The following is a 15,643-nucleotide window of genomic DNA, read 5'->3' as shown; positions in this document are numbered from 1 at the left end:
CAAGGACCCCCCTCCGATGACGATCACCCCCACCGTCGGTTCCCTGGTCTCCGCCCGAGGCCGTGACTGGGTGGTGCTGCCCGAAAGCGCCCCCGACATGCTCGTGCTGCGCCCCCTGGGCGGAGCGGACGACGACATCGCGGCCGTCTTCCCCGCCTTCGAGAAAGTCACCAGCGCCCAGTTCGCACCCCCGTTGGCCGCCGACCTCGGCGACGAACGTGCCGCAGGCCTGCTCCGCTCGGCCCTGCGCATCGGCTTCCGCTCCGGTGCCGGCCCCTTCCGCTCGCTCGCCGGGATCGCCGTCGATCCCCGCGCCTACCAGCTCGTACCGCTGATGATGGCGCTGCGCCAGAAGACCGTACGGATGCTGATCTCCGACGACGTCGGCATCGGCAAGACCGTCGAGGCCGGTCTGATCGCGAGCGAGCTGCTCGCCCAGGGAGGCGCGAAGGGGCTCGCCGTACTCTGCTCGCCCGCGCTGGCCGAGCAGTGGCAGCAGGAGCTGCGCACCAAGTTCGGCATCGACGCCGAGCTGGTGCTGGCCTCCACGGTCTCCAGGCTGGAGCGCGGCCTGGACCTGGGCCAGTCCCTCTTCGAGCGGCACCCCCACGTGGTGGTCTCCACCGACTTCATCAAGTCCACCCGGCACCGCGACGACTTCGTCCGGCACTGCCCCGACCTGGTCATCGTCGACGAGGCCCACACCTGTGTCGCCGCCGACGAGAACAGCTCCACGCAGAACCAGCTCCGTTACGAGCTTCTCCAACGCGTCGCCGACCCCAAGGCCGGCCGCCACCTGCTGCTGGTGACGGCGACCCCGCACAGCGGGAAGGAGAGCGCGTTCCGCAACCTGCTGGGCCTGGTCAGGCCGGAGCTCGCGACGGTCGACTTCGGCTCGGAGGAGGGCCGCAGGCTCCTGGCCGCGCACTTCGTGCATCGCAAGCGGGCCGACGTCCGCCGGTTCCTCACCGTGAACGACGGGTTGGCCGACAACAGCCTGGCCGAGGAGACCACGTTTCCCTCGGACCGGTACTTCAAGGACGAGACCTACAAGCTCTCTCCTGCCTACCAGGCCCTCCTCGACGACGCCATCGCCTACGCGCGTGAGCGGGTGACCGCCGCCGGTGACCGGGGCAGGCGTGAGGCCCGGATCGCCTGGTGGTCGGCGATCGCGCTGCTCCGCTCCCTGGTCTCCTCACCGCGCGCCGCCGCCCAGACGCTGCGCACCCGCTCGGCGGCGGCGAAGGCCACCACCGCCGAGGAGGCCGACAGGCTCGGTGCCCCCCTGACCAGCGACTCCTCGGAAAACGACGCCCTGGAAGGTCTCGACGTCGCCCCCGGCGCGGAGATCGGGGAGGTCGCGGAGATCGGGGAGGTCGCGGAGGCCGGGGGGATCGCGGAGACCGGGGAAGCGGGCACACGGCTCGCCGAACTGGCCGACAGGGCGGCCCGCCTGGAGGGAACGGCCGGTGACCTGAAGCTGGCGGCGCTGGTCAGGCACCTCAAGAAGCTGCTGGACGAGGGTTACCACCCGATCGTCTTCTGCCGCTACATCCCGACCGCCGAGTACGTCGCCGAGCACCTGGACGGCAAGCTCGGTAAGAAGACCGTCGTCCGGGCCGTCACCGGAACCCTCTCCCCGCAGCAGCGCCTGCAGCGCATCGAGGAACTCGCCGACGAGGCGGGCGACGACAGCGCGGCCCGCCGCGTCCTGATCGCCACCGACTGCCTCTCCGAGGGCGTCAACCTCCAGCACCACTTCGACGCCGTCGTCCACTACGACCTGGCATGGAACCCCACCCGCCATGACCAGCGCGAAGGCCGCGTCGACCGCTACGGCCAGAAGAGGGACATCGTCCGGGTCATCACCCTCTGGGGCAGTGACAACGGCATCGACGGCAAGGTCCTCGAAGTCCTCATCAAGAAGCACCGCCAGATCCGCAAGGACCTGGGCATCTCCGTCTCCGTTCCCGACGCGGCCTCCTCCGGGGTGACCGACGCGATCGTCGAATGGATGCTGATGCGCGACCGGCAACGCGGGCAGGAGACGCTCTTCGGCCTTGAGGAGCTCGGCGCGATCGACGACAGGGCCGCCGACTTGGAGACGGAGTGGAAGTCCGCCGCCGAACGCGAGAAGACGTCCCGCTCCCGCTTCGCCCAGCGTTCCATCCACCCCGAGGAGGTCGCCCGCGAGGTCGCCGCGATCCGCGACACCCTGGGACGGTCGGGTGAGACCCACGACTTCGTCCGGCATGCGCTGGCCGCTCTCGACGGCGTCCTGCGCGACGACGCGAGCGGCACCGGCGACTTCACCGCGGAGGTGAGCGGCGCTCCCGCCGGGCTCCGCGACGTCCTCGCCCCCGTTCTCGGCGGCGACGCCGTCGAGCTGGGCCGTCCGGTCCCGTTCCGTACGACGGCCGCGGTGGCGCGCGGTGAGGCCGCCCTGGTCCGCACCGACCCGGTGGTCGGCGCGCTCGCCGGTTACGTCCTCAACGCCGCCCTCGACGGCAAGGCCGAAGGCCCCCGCCCGGCCCGCCGCTGCGGAGTGATCCGCACCAGAGCCGTCGGCAACCGCACCACGCTGCTCCTGGTCCGCTACCGCTTCCACCTCACCTTGCCGTCCAGGTCGGGGGAGCGGGAGCTCGTCGCCGAGGACGCCCGGCTGCTCGCCTTCGAGGGCTCACCCGCGAACGCGGTGTGGCTGCCCGCCGAAGCCGCGCTGGGGCTGCTCGACGCGACCGCCGACGAGAACACCGACCCCACCTTCGGCGAGCGCACGATGAGCCGCGTCCTGGACGGCCTGCCCACCGTGACCGCACATCTGGAGGCGTACGGCGTGGAACTCGCCGACGAACTCCTCGCCTCGCACCGCCGGGTCCGCAGCGCCTCCGGCGAGATCGTCCGTGGGGTGGACGTCACCGCGCAGAAACCCGCCGATGTTCTCGGCGTCTACGTCTACCTGCCGGCCTCCGGCGCCGTCACCCCCACCGTCACCGTCCCCGGGGGAGCAGCCTGATGTCCGCCACCGTCCGCAACCAGGTCTTTTCCGCGGTCCACACCATCGGCGGTCTCATCCCCGCCGACATGCTGGTCCGCATCTCCGAGGGCAGGGACGTCAAGGGCTCCCTGCCCACCGACTACCGCGTCATCGGCTCCCGTTCGGTCCGCGACGACGCCGAGCGCCACTGGGACTACCTCAAGTCGGTCTGGAGCGAGCTGCGCGCGAAGCTCCTCGTCGCCCCGGAGCTGGAGGCCCCGTCCGACCCCACCGGCGTCGCGATCACGCAGTGGCTCGAACCGCTCTTCATGGAGCTCGGCTTCGGCGAACTGACGGCGGTCGGAGCGGCGGGCATCCCGTCCGACGACGGCGGCAAGATCTTCGCGATCAGCCACCGCTGGGGCCGCGTTCCCCTGCACCTGGCCGCCTGGAACGCCGCGCTGGACAAGCGTCCGGGCGGCGCGGGCACGGTCCCGCCGCAGTCCCTCGTCCAGGAGTGCCTCAACCGGACCGACGCCCACCTGTGGGGAGTCCTCACCAACGGCCGCCGGCTACGCCTGCTGCGCGACTCCAGCGCGCTCGCCACCGCCTCGTACGTCGAGTTCGACCTGGAGGCCATCTTCGACGGCGAGCTGTTCAGCGAGTTCGTCCTGCTCTACCGGCTGCTGCACTTCTCCCGCTTCAGGATCGAGGAGGGCCAGGCGCCGTCGACGTGCTGGCTGGAGAAGTGGCGCACCGAGGCGATCGCGTCCGGCACGCGGGCGCTGGAGAACCATCGCAAAGGAGTCCAGAAGGCCATCACAGCGCTCGGCACCGGCTTCCTCAAGCACCCCGACAACGCCGACCTCCGCAAGAACCTGGACGTCGACGCCTTCCACGCCGCGCTGCTCCGCCTCGCCTACCGGCTGATCTTCCTGTTCGTCACCGAGGACCGGGACGCACTCCACCCGCCCGGGACGGACGACAGAGCCCGCAAGCGATACGCGGACTACTTCTCCTCCGACCGGTTGCGCCGCCAGGCGAGCCGCCGCCGGGGCACCGCGCACACCGACCTCTACCAGGCTCTGCGGATCGTGCTCAAGGCACTCGGCGACGAGAAAGGCCGTCCGGAGCTGGGCCTGCCCGGCCTCGGCGGGCTCTTCGACGACACCGCCGCCGACGCCCCGCTGCACGGTTTGTTCCTTTCCAACACGCACCTGCTGGAGGCGGTACGCCACCTCGACCGGGTCCGCGACGTGAACTCGGCCCGCTGGCGCCAGGTGGACTACCGCAACATGGGCTCGGAGGAACTCGGCTCCATCTACGAGTCGCTCCTTGAGCTCGTCCCCAAGCACAGCGCCGTCGACCGGACCTTCGAGCTGGTCAACCGCCTCGGCAACGACCGGAAGAAGACCGGCTCGTACTACACGCCGAGCTCCCTGATCGAGACCCTGCTCGATTCCACCCTTGACCCGGTCATCGACGACGCGCAGAAGCGCGGCGAGCAGCGGGCCTCGGCAGCGGGGGAGCCGGACCCGGCCGAGAGCATCGTCGCCGAGCTGCTCTCCCTGACCGTCTGCGACCCGGCCTGCGGCTCCGGCCACTTCCTGGTCGCCGCCGCCCGCCGGATCGCCAAGCGCGTCGCCGCCGTACGGGAGCGCAACCCGGAGCCCACCCTGGACGCGGTCCGGCACGCCCTGCACGAGGTCATCGCCCGCTGCGTGTACGGCGTCGACCTCAACCCGATGGCCGTCGAACTCGCCAAGGTGTCGCTCTGGCTGGAGGCTCTGGAGCCGGGCAGGCCGCTTGGCTTCCTTGACGCGCACATCAAGCACGGCAACGGTCTGATCGGGGCGACACCGGTCCTGCTGCGCGACGGCATCCCCAGCAAGGCGTTCAAAGCGGTTGAGGGCGACGACGACAGGTACGCGAAGTTCCTGGAGAAGCAGAACAACGAGGAACGCGCGGGACAGGGCGGACTGTTCGACCTGGCAGGAGAGACGAAGGTGGCCAACACCACCTTCGCCTCCGGCTTGCGCCGCATCACCAACGCCCCCTCCGGCACCCTCGAAGAGGTCCACCGGCAAGCCGCGGACTACCGCAAGTGGGAGACCTCCGCCGCGTACGTCCACGCCGTGCACGTGGCAGATGCCTGGTGTGCGGCGTTCATGTGGCACAAGACCAAGGACGCGCCGCCCCCGGTCACCTATGACGTCTTTCGCGCACTCCAGGATCCGGACGCCACGGCCGCCTCGCAGGCGACCCATGATGAGATCGTGCGGCTCCGCGATGAGTACCGCTTCTTCCACTGGTACCTGGCGTTTCCCGATGTCTTCACTGTCCCTGACGACGGCGCGGGCGTGGACCCCGCTACCGGCTGGGCGGGCGGTTTCTCCTGTGTACTGGGTAATCCGCCATGGGACAAGGTCGACTTCGAGGACAAGAAATATTTCAGCGTCGTTGACCCCTTGATCGCCGCGATCTCCGGGACTGCGCGGCGGACCCGGATCGCCGGGTGGGCGAAGGAAAACCCGGAGGCGGGTAAGCGCTACCAGGCGGAGCGTCGCAAGGTGAAGTCGACTTTCCTCTTCGCGGGCGGTTCAGGGGCGTACCCGCTGTGCGGCAAGGGCCTCACTGTCAAAGGCGTCAACTCGCTCCAGACCGACCAGCTCTTCGCCGAGCGATTCGCCTCCATCGCCGCGCCCAAGGGTCGCTTCGGGTGCATCATCCCGACGGCCATCGCGACGGGCGCTGGGGCGCAGCACCTCTTCAGCGACCTCACCCGGCGCGGCGCCATCGCCTCCCTGTACGACTTCGAGAACCTCAAGCCGCTTTTCGTGGGAGTGCACTCCAGCTACAAGTTCTGCCTGCTCTCGATGACCGGCCGGAAACTGCGCGAACCGGCGGCGAAGTTCGCGTTCTTCCTTGAGGACACGACCGACCTCGACGACTCCAAGCGCGTCTTCGCGCTCAGTCCCGAGGAGATCGCCCTCATCAACCCCAACACCGGCACCCTCCCCATCTTCCGCACCCGCCAGGACGCTGACCTCACCGTTGCGATCTACCGCCGTGTCCCGGTCCTGTGGAACGAGACCGAGAAAAACGGCAACCCGTGGGGCATCACCTTCAAGAACTTTTTCAACATGACCGACGACTCCGACCTTTTCCGCACGCGGGATCAGTTGGAGGCGCAGGGGTGGGAATTGCGCGGGAACGTGTTCATTCGGGGTAAGGAGCGCATGCTGCCGCTCTATGAGGGAAAGATGGCCCACCACTTCGACCACCGCTGGAACTCTTACTACGATACGGGCAATGAGGATCGCCGTCGCCTGACATTTGATGAAAAGCAGAACCCATCGGTGGCAGCCGATCCCCGCTACTGGATCGCAGAGAACGGGCTAATCTCAACCATTAGGAAGAACAAGGAGGTCGAGATCCCGGGTATTACCCTCCGCTTGGAGGATGTGGGTTGGGGCCGGGACTGGCTCTGTGGTTGGCGTGACGTGTGTCGTACGACCGATGAGCGTACGGCTATCCCCGCCTTCCTCCCGCGCGCGGCTGTCGGCCACACGTATCCTCTGATGCTGCCACGTGTCTCACCTGTCCTGACTGCTGCCCTTGTCGCTGCTCAGAGCTCTCTGGTCTTCGACTTTGTGAGCCGCCAAAAGGTGGGTGGCATTCACATGGCTCTCATGACGTGGAAGCAACTCCCCGTTCCCGCTCCCCAGAGGGTGGAATTCCACACATCGTTCCTCGCCCCCCGCGTTCTCGAACTCGTCTACACCGCCCACGACATGGCCGGACTCGCCCGTGACCTCGGTGACTCCGGTGCCCCCTTCAAATGGGACGAGAACCGCCGAGCCCAGATCCGTGCCGAGTTGGACGCCTACTTCTTCCATCTCTACGGGATCAGCGCCTCCGATGTGGACTACATTCTGGAGACCTTCCAGACCGAGAACGGCGGTCTCAAGAACAACGAGATCGCCAAGTACGGCACGTACCGCACCAAGGACCTCGTCCTCGCCGAGTACGACCGCATGGCCGAGTCCGGCGTAAGCCTCACCACCACCCCCCTCATCGACGGCGAGAACTACACCTCCACCCTCACCCCACCTCCCGGCCACGGCCCCCGCCATCCCGTGGCGCACACCACAGCCACCGATCGAACGGAAGGCGAAGGAGTCTGAGGCCCCGGGCGAGCCCCCTGAGTTCCAGTGACGTATATGACAGGCTGCTTCGGCTATACGCCCAACATGCATATATCAGCATTCGTCGACGGGAAGCACCTTTTGGTCCACCGCATATCTACAGGCGGCTTTTCATTGCCGCCAGAATTGGAATAGCCTCGATCTTCTGTTGGCTCAAGCTGTCCCAATAGAGCCCTTGTGGTCGGCGCTGTGGTCCGCACTCGATGACCTCATCCGGCGTCACGATCAGATCGACGCTGAAGTCATGCTTGGTTTCCGGCAATTCGTCGTCAACCACCTGCAGAGAGTGCACCGTCGTCACGATTGTCGTCTCAGGCCCGATTAACCCCGCCTCTTGTAGCAGGGCTACCTCGATGTCGGAGTAGCCGGCGCCCTTACCCAGCCGGACACCACGCCGGTTGACCGCGACGCTGCCGCACACGATCAGATCGACTGGCCGCATGTCGCCCACGCCGATCTTGCGTGCCACGGTCGCGGCCACCTTGCTCGACGCGGCTTCGGCCGGAGGTACGGTCAGCGTCGCCGGATCGAGTAGGTAGAACGGCAGTTCCTCGGCCAACTTGGGCACGGCCATGTAGACCAACCGGTTCTCAGCGAGTGCCCGTACCCGGACCGGGAGCTGCGCCTTGTCCGGTACGGACTTGATGACCTGGGCGGCCTGCCACACGGGCAGCTCGGCTAGGCGGTCGGCGGCTGCCTCGGCTCCGAAAAAGGCGGGGATACGGCCGTGGACACCGGGCGGCGCAGCCCGCTCGCGCTCCAGCAGTGCCCACACTCGCTCGCGGATCGCCTGTTTGGCCTGGTCGATGTCCAAACTGGTCAACTTCGCTCCTTACGCCGCTGCCATAAGGGTGAGTAGGCGGTCGTACACGTCCTGGACGACCGGCATCCGTCGCCAGGGACGCAGTTCACGGCCCGCTCCGAAGACGATGCCGAGCCCACCACCACCCCAGGTCATCTCTACCACTTCTATAGCGCTGTGCAGCCAAGCCGCGGCCTCGTCGAGCTTCTTCTGACGGATACAGGCGAGGGCCAGATTGCCGAGCACAATCGCTTGGGACTTCGACCGATCGCGGAGGGCTTGCGCGATACCTTCAAGGATTTGTTCAGCGCGTCCGGCATCGTTGAGGAACAGGTAGCAGGAGCCCGCCAACCGGCCATGTTGGGTCGGCGAGAACAGATCAGCCGCCGCATCCGCAGCGCCGATCTGTTCGAAGTGCACCTGTGCCCGGCTCAAGGCCTGTTCGCAATCCTGCCGTTGCCCGAGCATGGCTCGCGCCTCCGCCGCGTGCAAGGTGGCGAGGCCCGCCAGGACGTGGCTGTTGCCTTTGACAGCCTCAGCTGTCTGCATGGCGAGTACCAATCCGGCCTGCGGGTCTTTCTCGCCGTAGAGGGCAACGAAGCTCGTCCGAAGCAAGGCCAGCCCTTCGGCTGTTGGCTCGTGGATCTGCCGCGCTGCTTCCACGGCTTGCCCGAGGTAGGCGCGAGCCGTGGCGTGATCGCGGCGCTGTGAGGCGTCCCAAACAAGCTGACCCATGAGCGTTGCCGCTTCGGCCTCGACCGCGAACAGTTCGCGGCGCACTCGGCTTGTGGCGGCGTGCGCTCTGAGGAAGCTGACCTGCCCCAAGCACTGCCCGGCATCAGCCAGTAGGGAGGTGGACGGTGCCCTGTCGTAGCGCACGTCAAGTTCTTGCACACGCTCGCGCAGCCGAGCCACAGCTATCAGATCGACACTGCCGGGGTGTTCGAGGACGTGATTCAGTCGCTCATCGGCAACCGCTTCGGGTTCTCCGGCCTCGGTGAGCAACTCGTCAAGCTGCTCGATGGACACCTGGAGGGCGCGCGCCAGCTTCGGACGCAACCAGGGCAACGGCTCGGTCTCGCCTGACTCCCAGCGCGTCACCGTCGACCGGTCGATGCCGAGCCGTTCGGCCAATCGCTCTTGGCTGAAACCCACGGTTTTCCGGCGCTGAGCGAACCGCTGTCGCCGTGATGCCACGTCTTCCGCTCCCTTCCGTCAGTTCGGGACGCGTTTCCGCTGGTCAGAGGTCTGAACGCCGCAATCCTGAGACAACGGTGCGGTGGTTCCGCTCTGGTAGGTCTCCGCTACTCCCTGTTGTATTCAGGTTACGGTGCGCAGATGCCAGGAGGGAAGCGGCTATGAAAAGAAAGGATTAGTTGCTTCTTTCGATTTTGATCCGTTTTCGACATCTCATACCACGGCAGCCGTAAAGGGTCACGGGTGGGCCGCTCATGAACCGGGACGGTTTCTTGTGATCGACAACAGTTGGCCACTCATAGAGAGGGTGACAACGGTCATTGAAGATATCCGTACTCGGCTGGCCTCGTCATCGCGAAAGGGTTAACGGAGATATGACGGTGCTACCCGTGCCCAAGGCAATACCACTCGCCAAGCTTGGCAACCTCGCGAAAGGTCGACGGCAGGTGAAACTGCGAGCCGGTGTGGTCGGTCTCGGCAAGCAAGCCTTAGATGACCACATTCCGGGCCTCCGTTCGTCCGATGGCGCCGAGCTGGTAGCCATCTGCGATGAGAACTCCGAGATCGTCCGCGAGCATCAGTACCAGCTCCGTGTCAACGGCTACACCGACTTCCGGGAGATGTTCAGGACCGAACAGCTCGACATGGTGATCGTCACCGTACCGCACCACATCGGCCGGACGGTTATCGAGACTGCAGCCGAATATCGCATTCATGTGCTGAAAGAGAAGCCGTTTGCCACCAGCATGAGCGAAGCGCAGGAACTCGCCAAGCAGTGCGAGGAGTCCGGCATTCAGCTCATGGTCACGCTGCAACGCCGCTTCAATCCGATCTACACCAGCTTCACGCAACTTGCCGACCAGATCGGCACGCCATTCGTCGTGGACGCGCAGTACACGCTGTTCATTGACGACCCCTCCGAGGGCTGGCGCGGCCTGACCGCCAAGGCCGGTGGCGGCTGCATCATCGACATGGGATACCACCTGATCGACATGATCCTGTGGTACTTCGGTCTGCCGGATCGTGTGCTGGCTGACGTCTCGGTGGGTGCCCGGCCGGATCGTGAATACGATGCCGAGGACACCGCGCTCATCCACTTCGGCTACGACAGCGGCCTGTACGGCTCACTGCTGCTGTCGCGCTTCATCGGCCCGAAGACCGAACGGATCCGCTTGGTCGGCAGCAAGGGCATGGTGCACCTGGAGCGCGGCCGTATCCAGAGGCTCACCAATGGCGGCGACGTCATCGAATCACTGTCGCGTGAGCAGGCATGGCCGTCGGCGGCTACCTGCCAGATCGACTACTTCTGCAGGGTCATCGAGGGCTTGCGGCCGAACACCAGCGGCCCGAAAGAGAACTTGGCGCACATGAGTTTCATCGCTGCTTGCTATGAGTCCGCCAAGACCCACGTCTACATCAACCCCAAGGAGATGCTGTGAACTCACCCCTGGCGCTGCTCGGTGGTGCACCGACCATCACCCAGCCCGGACCGCACTTCACCTGGCCACCGGGTGAAACCACCGCGGCGGCCGTGCTGAGCCAACTCGGGCAGGGTATCTCGATCTACAACCGCTCGGGCGTCATCGAACTGCTGGAGAACGAGCTGTGCGACTACCACGGCACCGCGCACGCCATCCTCACCAGTTCAGGTACAGCGGCGCTCCATTCGATGTACGCAGCCTGCGAGCTCGGGCAGGGAGATGAGGTGATCGTGCCCGCGTACACGTTCTTCGCCACGGTTACGCCACTGCTGCACCTGGGCGCGGTCCCCGTCCTGGCCGACTGTGACGAGTCCGGCAACCTCGATCCGCATGACGTCGTACGACGGATTACCCCGAGCACCAAGGCCGTGGTCGTCATGCATATGTGGGGACAGCCGGCCGCTATGCAGGCGCTCAAAACCATCACGGACGAGCACGGCCTGATGCTCCTGGAGGACGGTTCGCATGCCCACGGCGCAACCGTCGACGGCCAGCGGATCGGCACCTTTGGACGTGCCGCCGCCTTCAGTATGAACGGACCCAAGCCGCTCTCAGCCGGGGAAGGTGGCTTCGTCCTGACCGACGACGATGAGGTCTACTACCGCGTGCTGCTGCACAGCCAGTACAACAAGCGGTGTCGCGGCGAACTGCCATCCGGCCACCCGCTCTACCGCTACGCCACCACCGGCATGGGGCTCAAGTCTCGCATCCACCCGCTGGCAGCCAGCATCGCCCTTGATCAACTCGGACATCTGGACGACTACCTGAAAGGACGTGCCACCACTGCGGCGTATCTGTGCGAGCGCCTGTCCGAGTTGCCGGGCATCATCGTGCCGGAACGGCCGCTCGGCGTGCGCGCCTCCTGGTACGGCTTGCCGCTCCGCTACGTCACGGATGAGCTTGACGGCCTGCCCATCGAGCGCTTCTACGAGGCGCTGCACGCCGAGGGGTGCCGCGAGGTAGATCGGCCCGGCTCGACCTGTCCACTCAACCTCCTTCCGCTGTTCCAGGAGCCGGGGCCACTGTTTCCCGAGTACAGCGAAAGGCTCAACTATTCGCCTGGCGCTTTCCCGAAGGCCGAGGCGATTCACCACAACACTCTCAAGCTTCCGGTATGGCACAGGGAGGAGGATATGTCGCTGGTCGATAGCTATATCGAGGCGTTCCACAAGGTGGCCGAGAATTATCGCGATCTTCTCTAGGACAAGGAATCATGGATCAGTCTTCTCTTCTCGAAGAACTCAGTGCCGAGGCCGAACGCGACGGTGTTCAGCAATTCGTCGTCGGCGCGGTCGTGCAACACGACGACAAGGTGCTTCTCCTCCGGCGACCGGAGGACGATTTCATGGGCGGTATCTTCGAACTGCCTAGTGGCAAGGCCGAGGCGAGTGAAGCGCTGGACTCGGCACTGATTCGGGAGGTCAAGGAGGAAACCGGCCTCGACGTCGCCGCTATCCGCGACTACCTGGGCAGCTTCGACTACACGTCCGGCAGCGGCAAGAAGAGCCGTCAGTTCAATTTCGCCGTGGACGTGACCGCTGCCGAACCCATCAAGCTCCAGGAGCATGACGCCTACATCTGGAGTGCGATCGCCGACGAGCCGCCCGTGACGGACGCGGTGAAAGACATTATCAGAAAGTATCGAGAACTGCAGGGTGAGTAGCCGAATTTCCTTAGCGAGATTGCGGCATCACATCGGTAATTCGGCTGCGGGGTCACCGCCATAATTTGACCTCAAAGTAGAAGTAGCTCGCTCAAGCGGCGCACTTCGTAATGCACGCGTAGCGAGGGCGATTTGTATTCGAGATGGCATGAGAGATACCCGCTCGGCTCATCGCAGTTGTATCCGTGCATCGGGTGGACGTACTCGCGGTTCTACTTAATGCGCGGCCCGTCCCACCAATTGGTGTAATGCGCTCGTTTCGGCCATGGCGAGCGGAGACAACCCCCGGCGTCCTCGGGCGTGGTGACTCAACCACCCGCCCGAGGACTGGATCAGGAACTCGGAGCCCTCTGACCTATGAAGAACCCTAGCTTCATCCCTCCACATCCCGTAAGAGACGACAAGAACACCCGGGAGGCGTGCTGGGATATGCCCGCCGATCCCGAAGTGGTCGGCAAGGCGCGGCGGCTGGCGCGGGAAGCCCTCGTCGCCTGGGGCATCTCCGCCGTCACGGAGGGCGTGGCCATGGTCGTGTCCGAACTGGTGAGCAACGCGGTAGTGCACGGGCGGGCGCCGATCACCCTCTCGCTGCACCGGCACGGGCGGATCGTGTGCGGGGAGGTCACCGACCACGGCGCGGTGTGGCCGACCCCGCTCCTGGCCGGTCCGGACTCGGAGCACGGTCGCGGGCTGGCGATCGTCGCGGCCTACGCGGACCGGTGGGGCGTGGAGTCCGCGCCGGGGGGCAAGACCGTCTGGTTCGTCTGCGTGGAGCCGGGATCTCGGTGAGCGGCCCGCTGCCCATGCTGGACCTGCCCGGCGACGTGCGTGTCTGTGCGCGGTGCGGCACCTGCATCGTCACGCTGGCCGCCGCCGTACGCCTGATCTGGGCCGACATCACGGACGACGTGATCCCGGCCGAGGTCGTCGAGCAGATCACCGCGCCGGTCGCCGATGTCTGGGTCGACGTGCTCTGCAACCCGTCCTGCCCACCGGGCGACCATGAGCCGTACCCCGGCTGACTCGACGCCACCACACCGGGCGGCCCTCCCCGTCCGGTACCGGCCGCAGGGCGCCACCACCTCGTCTCTGACCAAGAGGTCAGACGTTCAGCCGCTGAGGTCGGCTTCGATGTCGCTCATTTTTCGAACCAGTCGCATGTTCCCCGGGACACGGATGAACCCGTACTTCTCATAGAAGCGCGCCGCCTCCTCATCGAGGGCGTCGACGACGATCAGGCGAGCGGCCACGCTCCGAGATGACTCCAGGGCCGTGCTGAGAGCGTGGACGAGCAGGCGACCGCCCAGGCCGCCGCCCTGCAATGTTTTGTGGAGTGCCAGTCGCGCCAGGATGACGGCGGGAATCTGGCTCGGGCCGCCACGGCCTGCCTTGGAAGGGACCTCGTCTTTCTGCAGCAGATGGCCGGCAAGGGAATAGTAGGCGACGACGTCGTGCTCCCCATCCGAGGTCCACACGAAAGTACGGGCGGTGCGGTTCCGTTCAGCCTGCAGGGCTGACGTGCTCAACCAGAAGTTCAGCTCCTCCTTCCCGCAGTCGAACGAATCCATGCGGTGCTGCTGGTTGAGCGGCTGAGGATCATACACCGTTACTTCCTTTTCGGAATCTCTCGGCTTTCCCGGGCGGCACGGGCCAGTGCCTCGTTCCGCTGCGGGGGAGCGTCGAGTGAGTCGATGATCGCCTCGAAGAAGTCGGGAGGCACCACGGTGATTCGTTCATTGCGCATGACCTCTTCGGCCGCGTCGAGGGCCGCGTGCAGAACGAACCCGGTGACGGTCTCCCGTCTGGCGCGGGCGGCTTGTTCGATCAGGTTCTTGTCTTCCGTGCTGATGCGGACTTCGAGTCGGCTTCTGGTGTCGTGCCTGGGGGAGGCGGTGCTGCCTGGCGCGGGACGGGTCATGACTACTGGCTCCTCCACAGCGGGTGTCGGCGTTGCGCCGGCACCGGTCGGGCGGTCGGCGCCGCAGTGTGCGGCGCTGTTCAACCGCAGGGAGATCACTCCCCGCCGCTTAGGTTCTGTACGGACAGTGTCCGTACAAGTTGGCTGGATGTCAAGGCGGAGCACAGGGCGTCCGGATCCCCGCTAAAGAGGTCTCGCCTCGTACAGCCCACGTATAGGGAAGCCGCCTTCCTGGATCGTGGCTCGTCGGTCTGGCCGTTGTTCAGCCGATGACGGCGCTCCACGCGCCGCGCCGCAGGTGGATCGTCCCGTCCGGAGTGACACGGGCCAGGGCGCCGTACAGCGGGAGTTGCCCGTGCCGCAGCCAGTGGTCACGGACCTCGTCCAGCAGGTCCCACAGGCGACGCGGGCCACCCTGATGCACCACGGGCGGCGTGTGCCGGGTCTGCTCGGCGCGCCCCCATGACCCGTCCTCGTGGAGCATGATCGCGGTGCGGGTGTCGCCGTCGGTCTCGTAGTGGTGCTCGATGTCGGGCGCGGCGAGTTCCAGCATGGATCGCACCTCCCATGACTCGATCACGTCCAGCACCGGGAAGCGACCCAGGTCGACGTCCTCGCCGTCCTCGATCCGGGCCCGTTCCAGGAGGGCTCGGTCCCGGGGCGGGTAGTCGGCGCCGGCGCGGGTGGGCATGAACATGGCCCAGTCCCGCTCGACGCGACCGATCGCGCCGCCGTCCTCGGTCTTCGTGGCGGTGAGGATGATCGACGTGTTCGTGATGGTGGTGGCGAGCCGTCCCCCGGCCGGGAGTGCTGCCAGCCAGGAGGTGGGGACCGGCCGCACCGACACCATGGCGACGATCCGATCCACCGGCCCCGGCAGAGAGCCGGTGGCGTCGCCGGTCACCATGGACGGCCGGTGGCCGAGTTCGGCCAGCCGCTCCCCGGCGGCCTTGACGAGGTAGGCGTCCACGTCGATCGACGTGACCCGGGCCGCGCCGAGACGGGCGCACAGCAGGGCCGTGCCGTACCCGGAACCGGTGCCCACGTCCAGGACGGTGGAGGTGTCCTCGACGGCGGCGTGCTCCAGCATCTGCACGACCAGGGTCGGCAGTGTGGACGAGGACGTCGGTTTGCCGGTCGGATTGTCCTCCGGTGCGGCGTGGTCGGCGTGCAACGTGCCGACCTGGGTGACGAGGCTGCGGTCGCCGTAGGCGGCGCCCATCCAGGCCTCCGCCTCGCCGGGCCCGTCCTGCAGGGTCCACGCTCCGTTGCCGGCGGCTTTCCACCAGCGGGGTACGAACGTGTGCCGAGGCGTGCTCGCGGTGGGGGTTCGCCACGGTGATCCGGGGCGGGTGACACGCTCGGCGAGCGCGGAGGCGTGCGGGATCCAGTCCATG

At 66.5% G+C, this 15,643-nt stretch carries 12 protein-coding genes; 7 read left to right on the top strand and 5 right to left on the bottom strand.

The window, feature by feature from the left end:
* Positions 1–16: 16 nt before the first annotated feature.
* Positions 17–3,016 carry a DEAD/DEAH box helicase gene (locus tag OG884_RS04175; RefSeq protein WP_326642320.1) on the top strand — a complete coding sequence of 1,000 codons (3,000 nt, stop codon included), beginning with the start codon at positions 17–19 and terminating at the stop codon, positions 3,014–3,016.
* Positions 3,016–7,164 carry an Eco57I restriction-modification methylase domain-containing protein gene (locus tag OG884_RS04170; protein WP_326642318.1) on the top strand — a complete coding sequence of 1,383 codons (4,149 nt, stop codon included), beginning with the start codon at positions 3,016–3,018 and terminating at the stop codon, positions 7,162–7,164. The genes OG884_RS04175 and OG884_RS04170 overlap by 1 nt, the downstream gene beginning before the upstream one ends.
* 118 nt (positions 7,165–7,282) lie before the next feature.
* Here the strand turns inward: OG884_RS04170 and OG884_RS04165 are convergent, their stop codons facing one another.
* Entirely contained in the window at positions 7,283–8,008 is a 726-nt protein-coding gene (locus OG884_RS04165) for a 5-formyltetrahydrofolate cyclo-ligase (protein ID WP_326642316.1), read from the bottom strand.
* Between the two features lie 9 nt (positions 8,009–8,017).
* On the bottom strand, positions 8,018–9,184 hold the full coding sequence (locus OG884_RS04160) for a helix-turn-helix domain-containing protein (protein ID WP_326642314.1): 1,167 nt from the start codon (positions 9,182–9,184) through the stop codon (positions 8,018–8,020).
* Between the two features lie 389 nt (positions 9,185–9,573).
* Between OG884_RS04160 and OG884_RS04155 the strand changes: the two genes are divergently transcribed.
* The 5 genes from OG884_RS04155 (at position 9,574) to OG884_RS04135 (ending at position 13,350) form a co-directional block, all read left to right on the top strand.
* Complete coding sequence (locus tag OG884_RS04155) at positions 9,574–10,623, top strand: Gfo/Idh/MocA family protein (RefSeq protein ID WP_326642312.1); 1,050 nt, start codon at positions 9,574–9,576, stop codon at positions 10,621–10,623.
* Positions 10,620–11,867: a DegT/DnrJ/EryC1/StrS family aminotransferase gene (locus OG884_RS04150; protein WP_326642310.1), complete on the top strand. Its 1,248-nt coding sequence runs from the start codon at positions 10,620–10,622 to the stop codon at positions 11,865–11,867. Before OG884_RS04155 ends, OG884_RS04150 begins: the two co-directional genes overlap by 4 nt.
* An 11-nt stretch (positions 11,868–11,878) precedes the next feature.
* The gene (locus OG884_RS04145; protein ID WP_326642309.1) at positions 11,879–12,328 is read left to right on the top strand and encodes an NUDIX domain-containing protein; all 450 of its coding nucleotides are present in this window, start codon (positions 11,879–11,881) and stop codon (positions 12,326–12,328) included.
* A 429-nt stretch (positions 12,329–12,757) separates the two neighbouring features.
* Complete coding sequence (locus OG884_RS04140) at positions 12,758–13,117, top strand: ATP-binding protein (RefSeq protein WP_326642307.1); 360 nt, start codon at positions 12,758–12,760, stop codon at positions 13,115–13,117.
* On the top strand, positions 13,114–13,350 hold the full coding sequence (locus OG884_RS04135) for a hypothetical protein (RefSeq protein WP_326642305.1): 237 nt from the start codon (positions 13,114–13,116) through the stop codon (positions 13,348–13,350). Before OG884_RS04140 ends, OG884_RS04135 begins: the two co-directional genes overlap by 4 nt.
* 87 nt (positions 13,351–13,437) lie before the next feature.
* Here OG884_RS04135 and OG884_RS04130 read toward each other — a convergent pair whose 3' ends face one another.
* The 3 genes from OG884_RS04130 to OG884_RS04120 all read right to left on the bottom strand — a co-directional run bounded on the left by OG884_RS04130 (position 13,438) and on the right by OG884_RS04120 (position 15,642).
* Positions 13,438–13,896, bottom strand: coding sequence for a GNAT family N-acetyltransferase (locus OG884_RS04130; protein ID WP_326642302.1), 459 nt, complete (start codon positions 13,894–13,896; stop codon positions 13,438–13,440).
* Positions 13,897–13,934: 38 nt separating this feature from the next.
* Positions 13,935–14,246: a type II toxin-antitoxin system TacA family antitoxin gene (locus OG884_RS04125; RefSeq protein WP_326642300.1), complete on the bottom strand. Its 312-nt coding sequence runs from the start codon at positions 14,244–14,246 to the stop codon at positions 13,935–13,937.
* Positions 14,247–14,508: 262 nt separating this feature from the next.
* Positions 14,509–15,642, bottom strand: coding sequence for a methyltransferase domain-containing protein (locus OG884_RS04120; protein ID WP_326642298.1), 1,134 nt, complete (start codon positions 15,640–15,642; stop codon positions 14,509–14,511).
* Position 15,643 lies beyond the last annotated feature (1 nt).

The sequence above is a fragment of the Streptosporangium sp. NBC_01755 genome, from assembly GCF_035917995.1.
In the GTDB taxonomy this organism is placed as follows: domain Bacteria; phylum Actinomycetota; class Actinomycetes; order Streptosporangiales; family Streptosporangiaceae; genus Streptosporangium.
This window is presented reverse-complemented; position numbering and strand designations above follow the sequence as displayed.

Coding starts and splice junctions, on each gene's coding strand:
- OG884_RS04175 (WP_326642320.1), top strand. CDS start 17: ATGACGATCACCCCCACCGTCGGTTCCCTGGTCTCCGCCCGAGGCCGT.
- OG884_RS04170 (WP_326642318.1), top strand. CDS start 3,016: ATGTCCGCCACCGTCCGCAACCAGGTCTTTTCCGCGGTCCACACCATC.
- OG884_RS04145 (WP_326642309.1), top strand. CDS start 11,879: ATGGATCAGTCTTCTCTTCTCGAAGAACTCAGTGCCGAGGCCGAACGC.
- OG884_RS04140 (WP_326642307.1), top strand. CDS start 12,758: ATGCCCGCCGATCCCGAAGTGGTCGGCAAGGCGCGGCGGCTGGCGCGG.
- OG884_RS04130 (WP_326642302.1), bottom strand. CDS start 13,896: ATGGATTCGTTCGACTGCGGGAAGGAGGAGCTGAACTTCTGGTTGAGC.
- OG884_RS04125 (WP_326642300.1), bottom strand. CDS start 14,246: ATGACCCGTCCCGCGCCAGGCAGCACCGCCTCCCCCAGGCACGACACC.
- OG884_RS04120 (WP_326642298.1), bottom strand. CDS start 15,642: ATGGACTGGATCCCGCACGCCTCCGCGCTCGCCGAGCGTGTCACCCGC.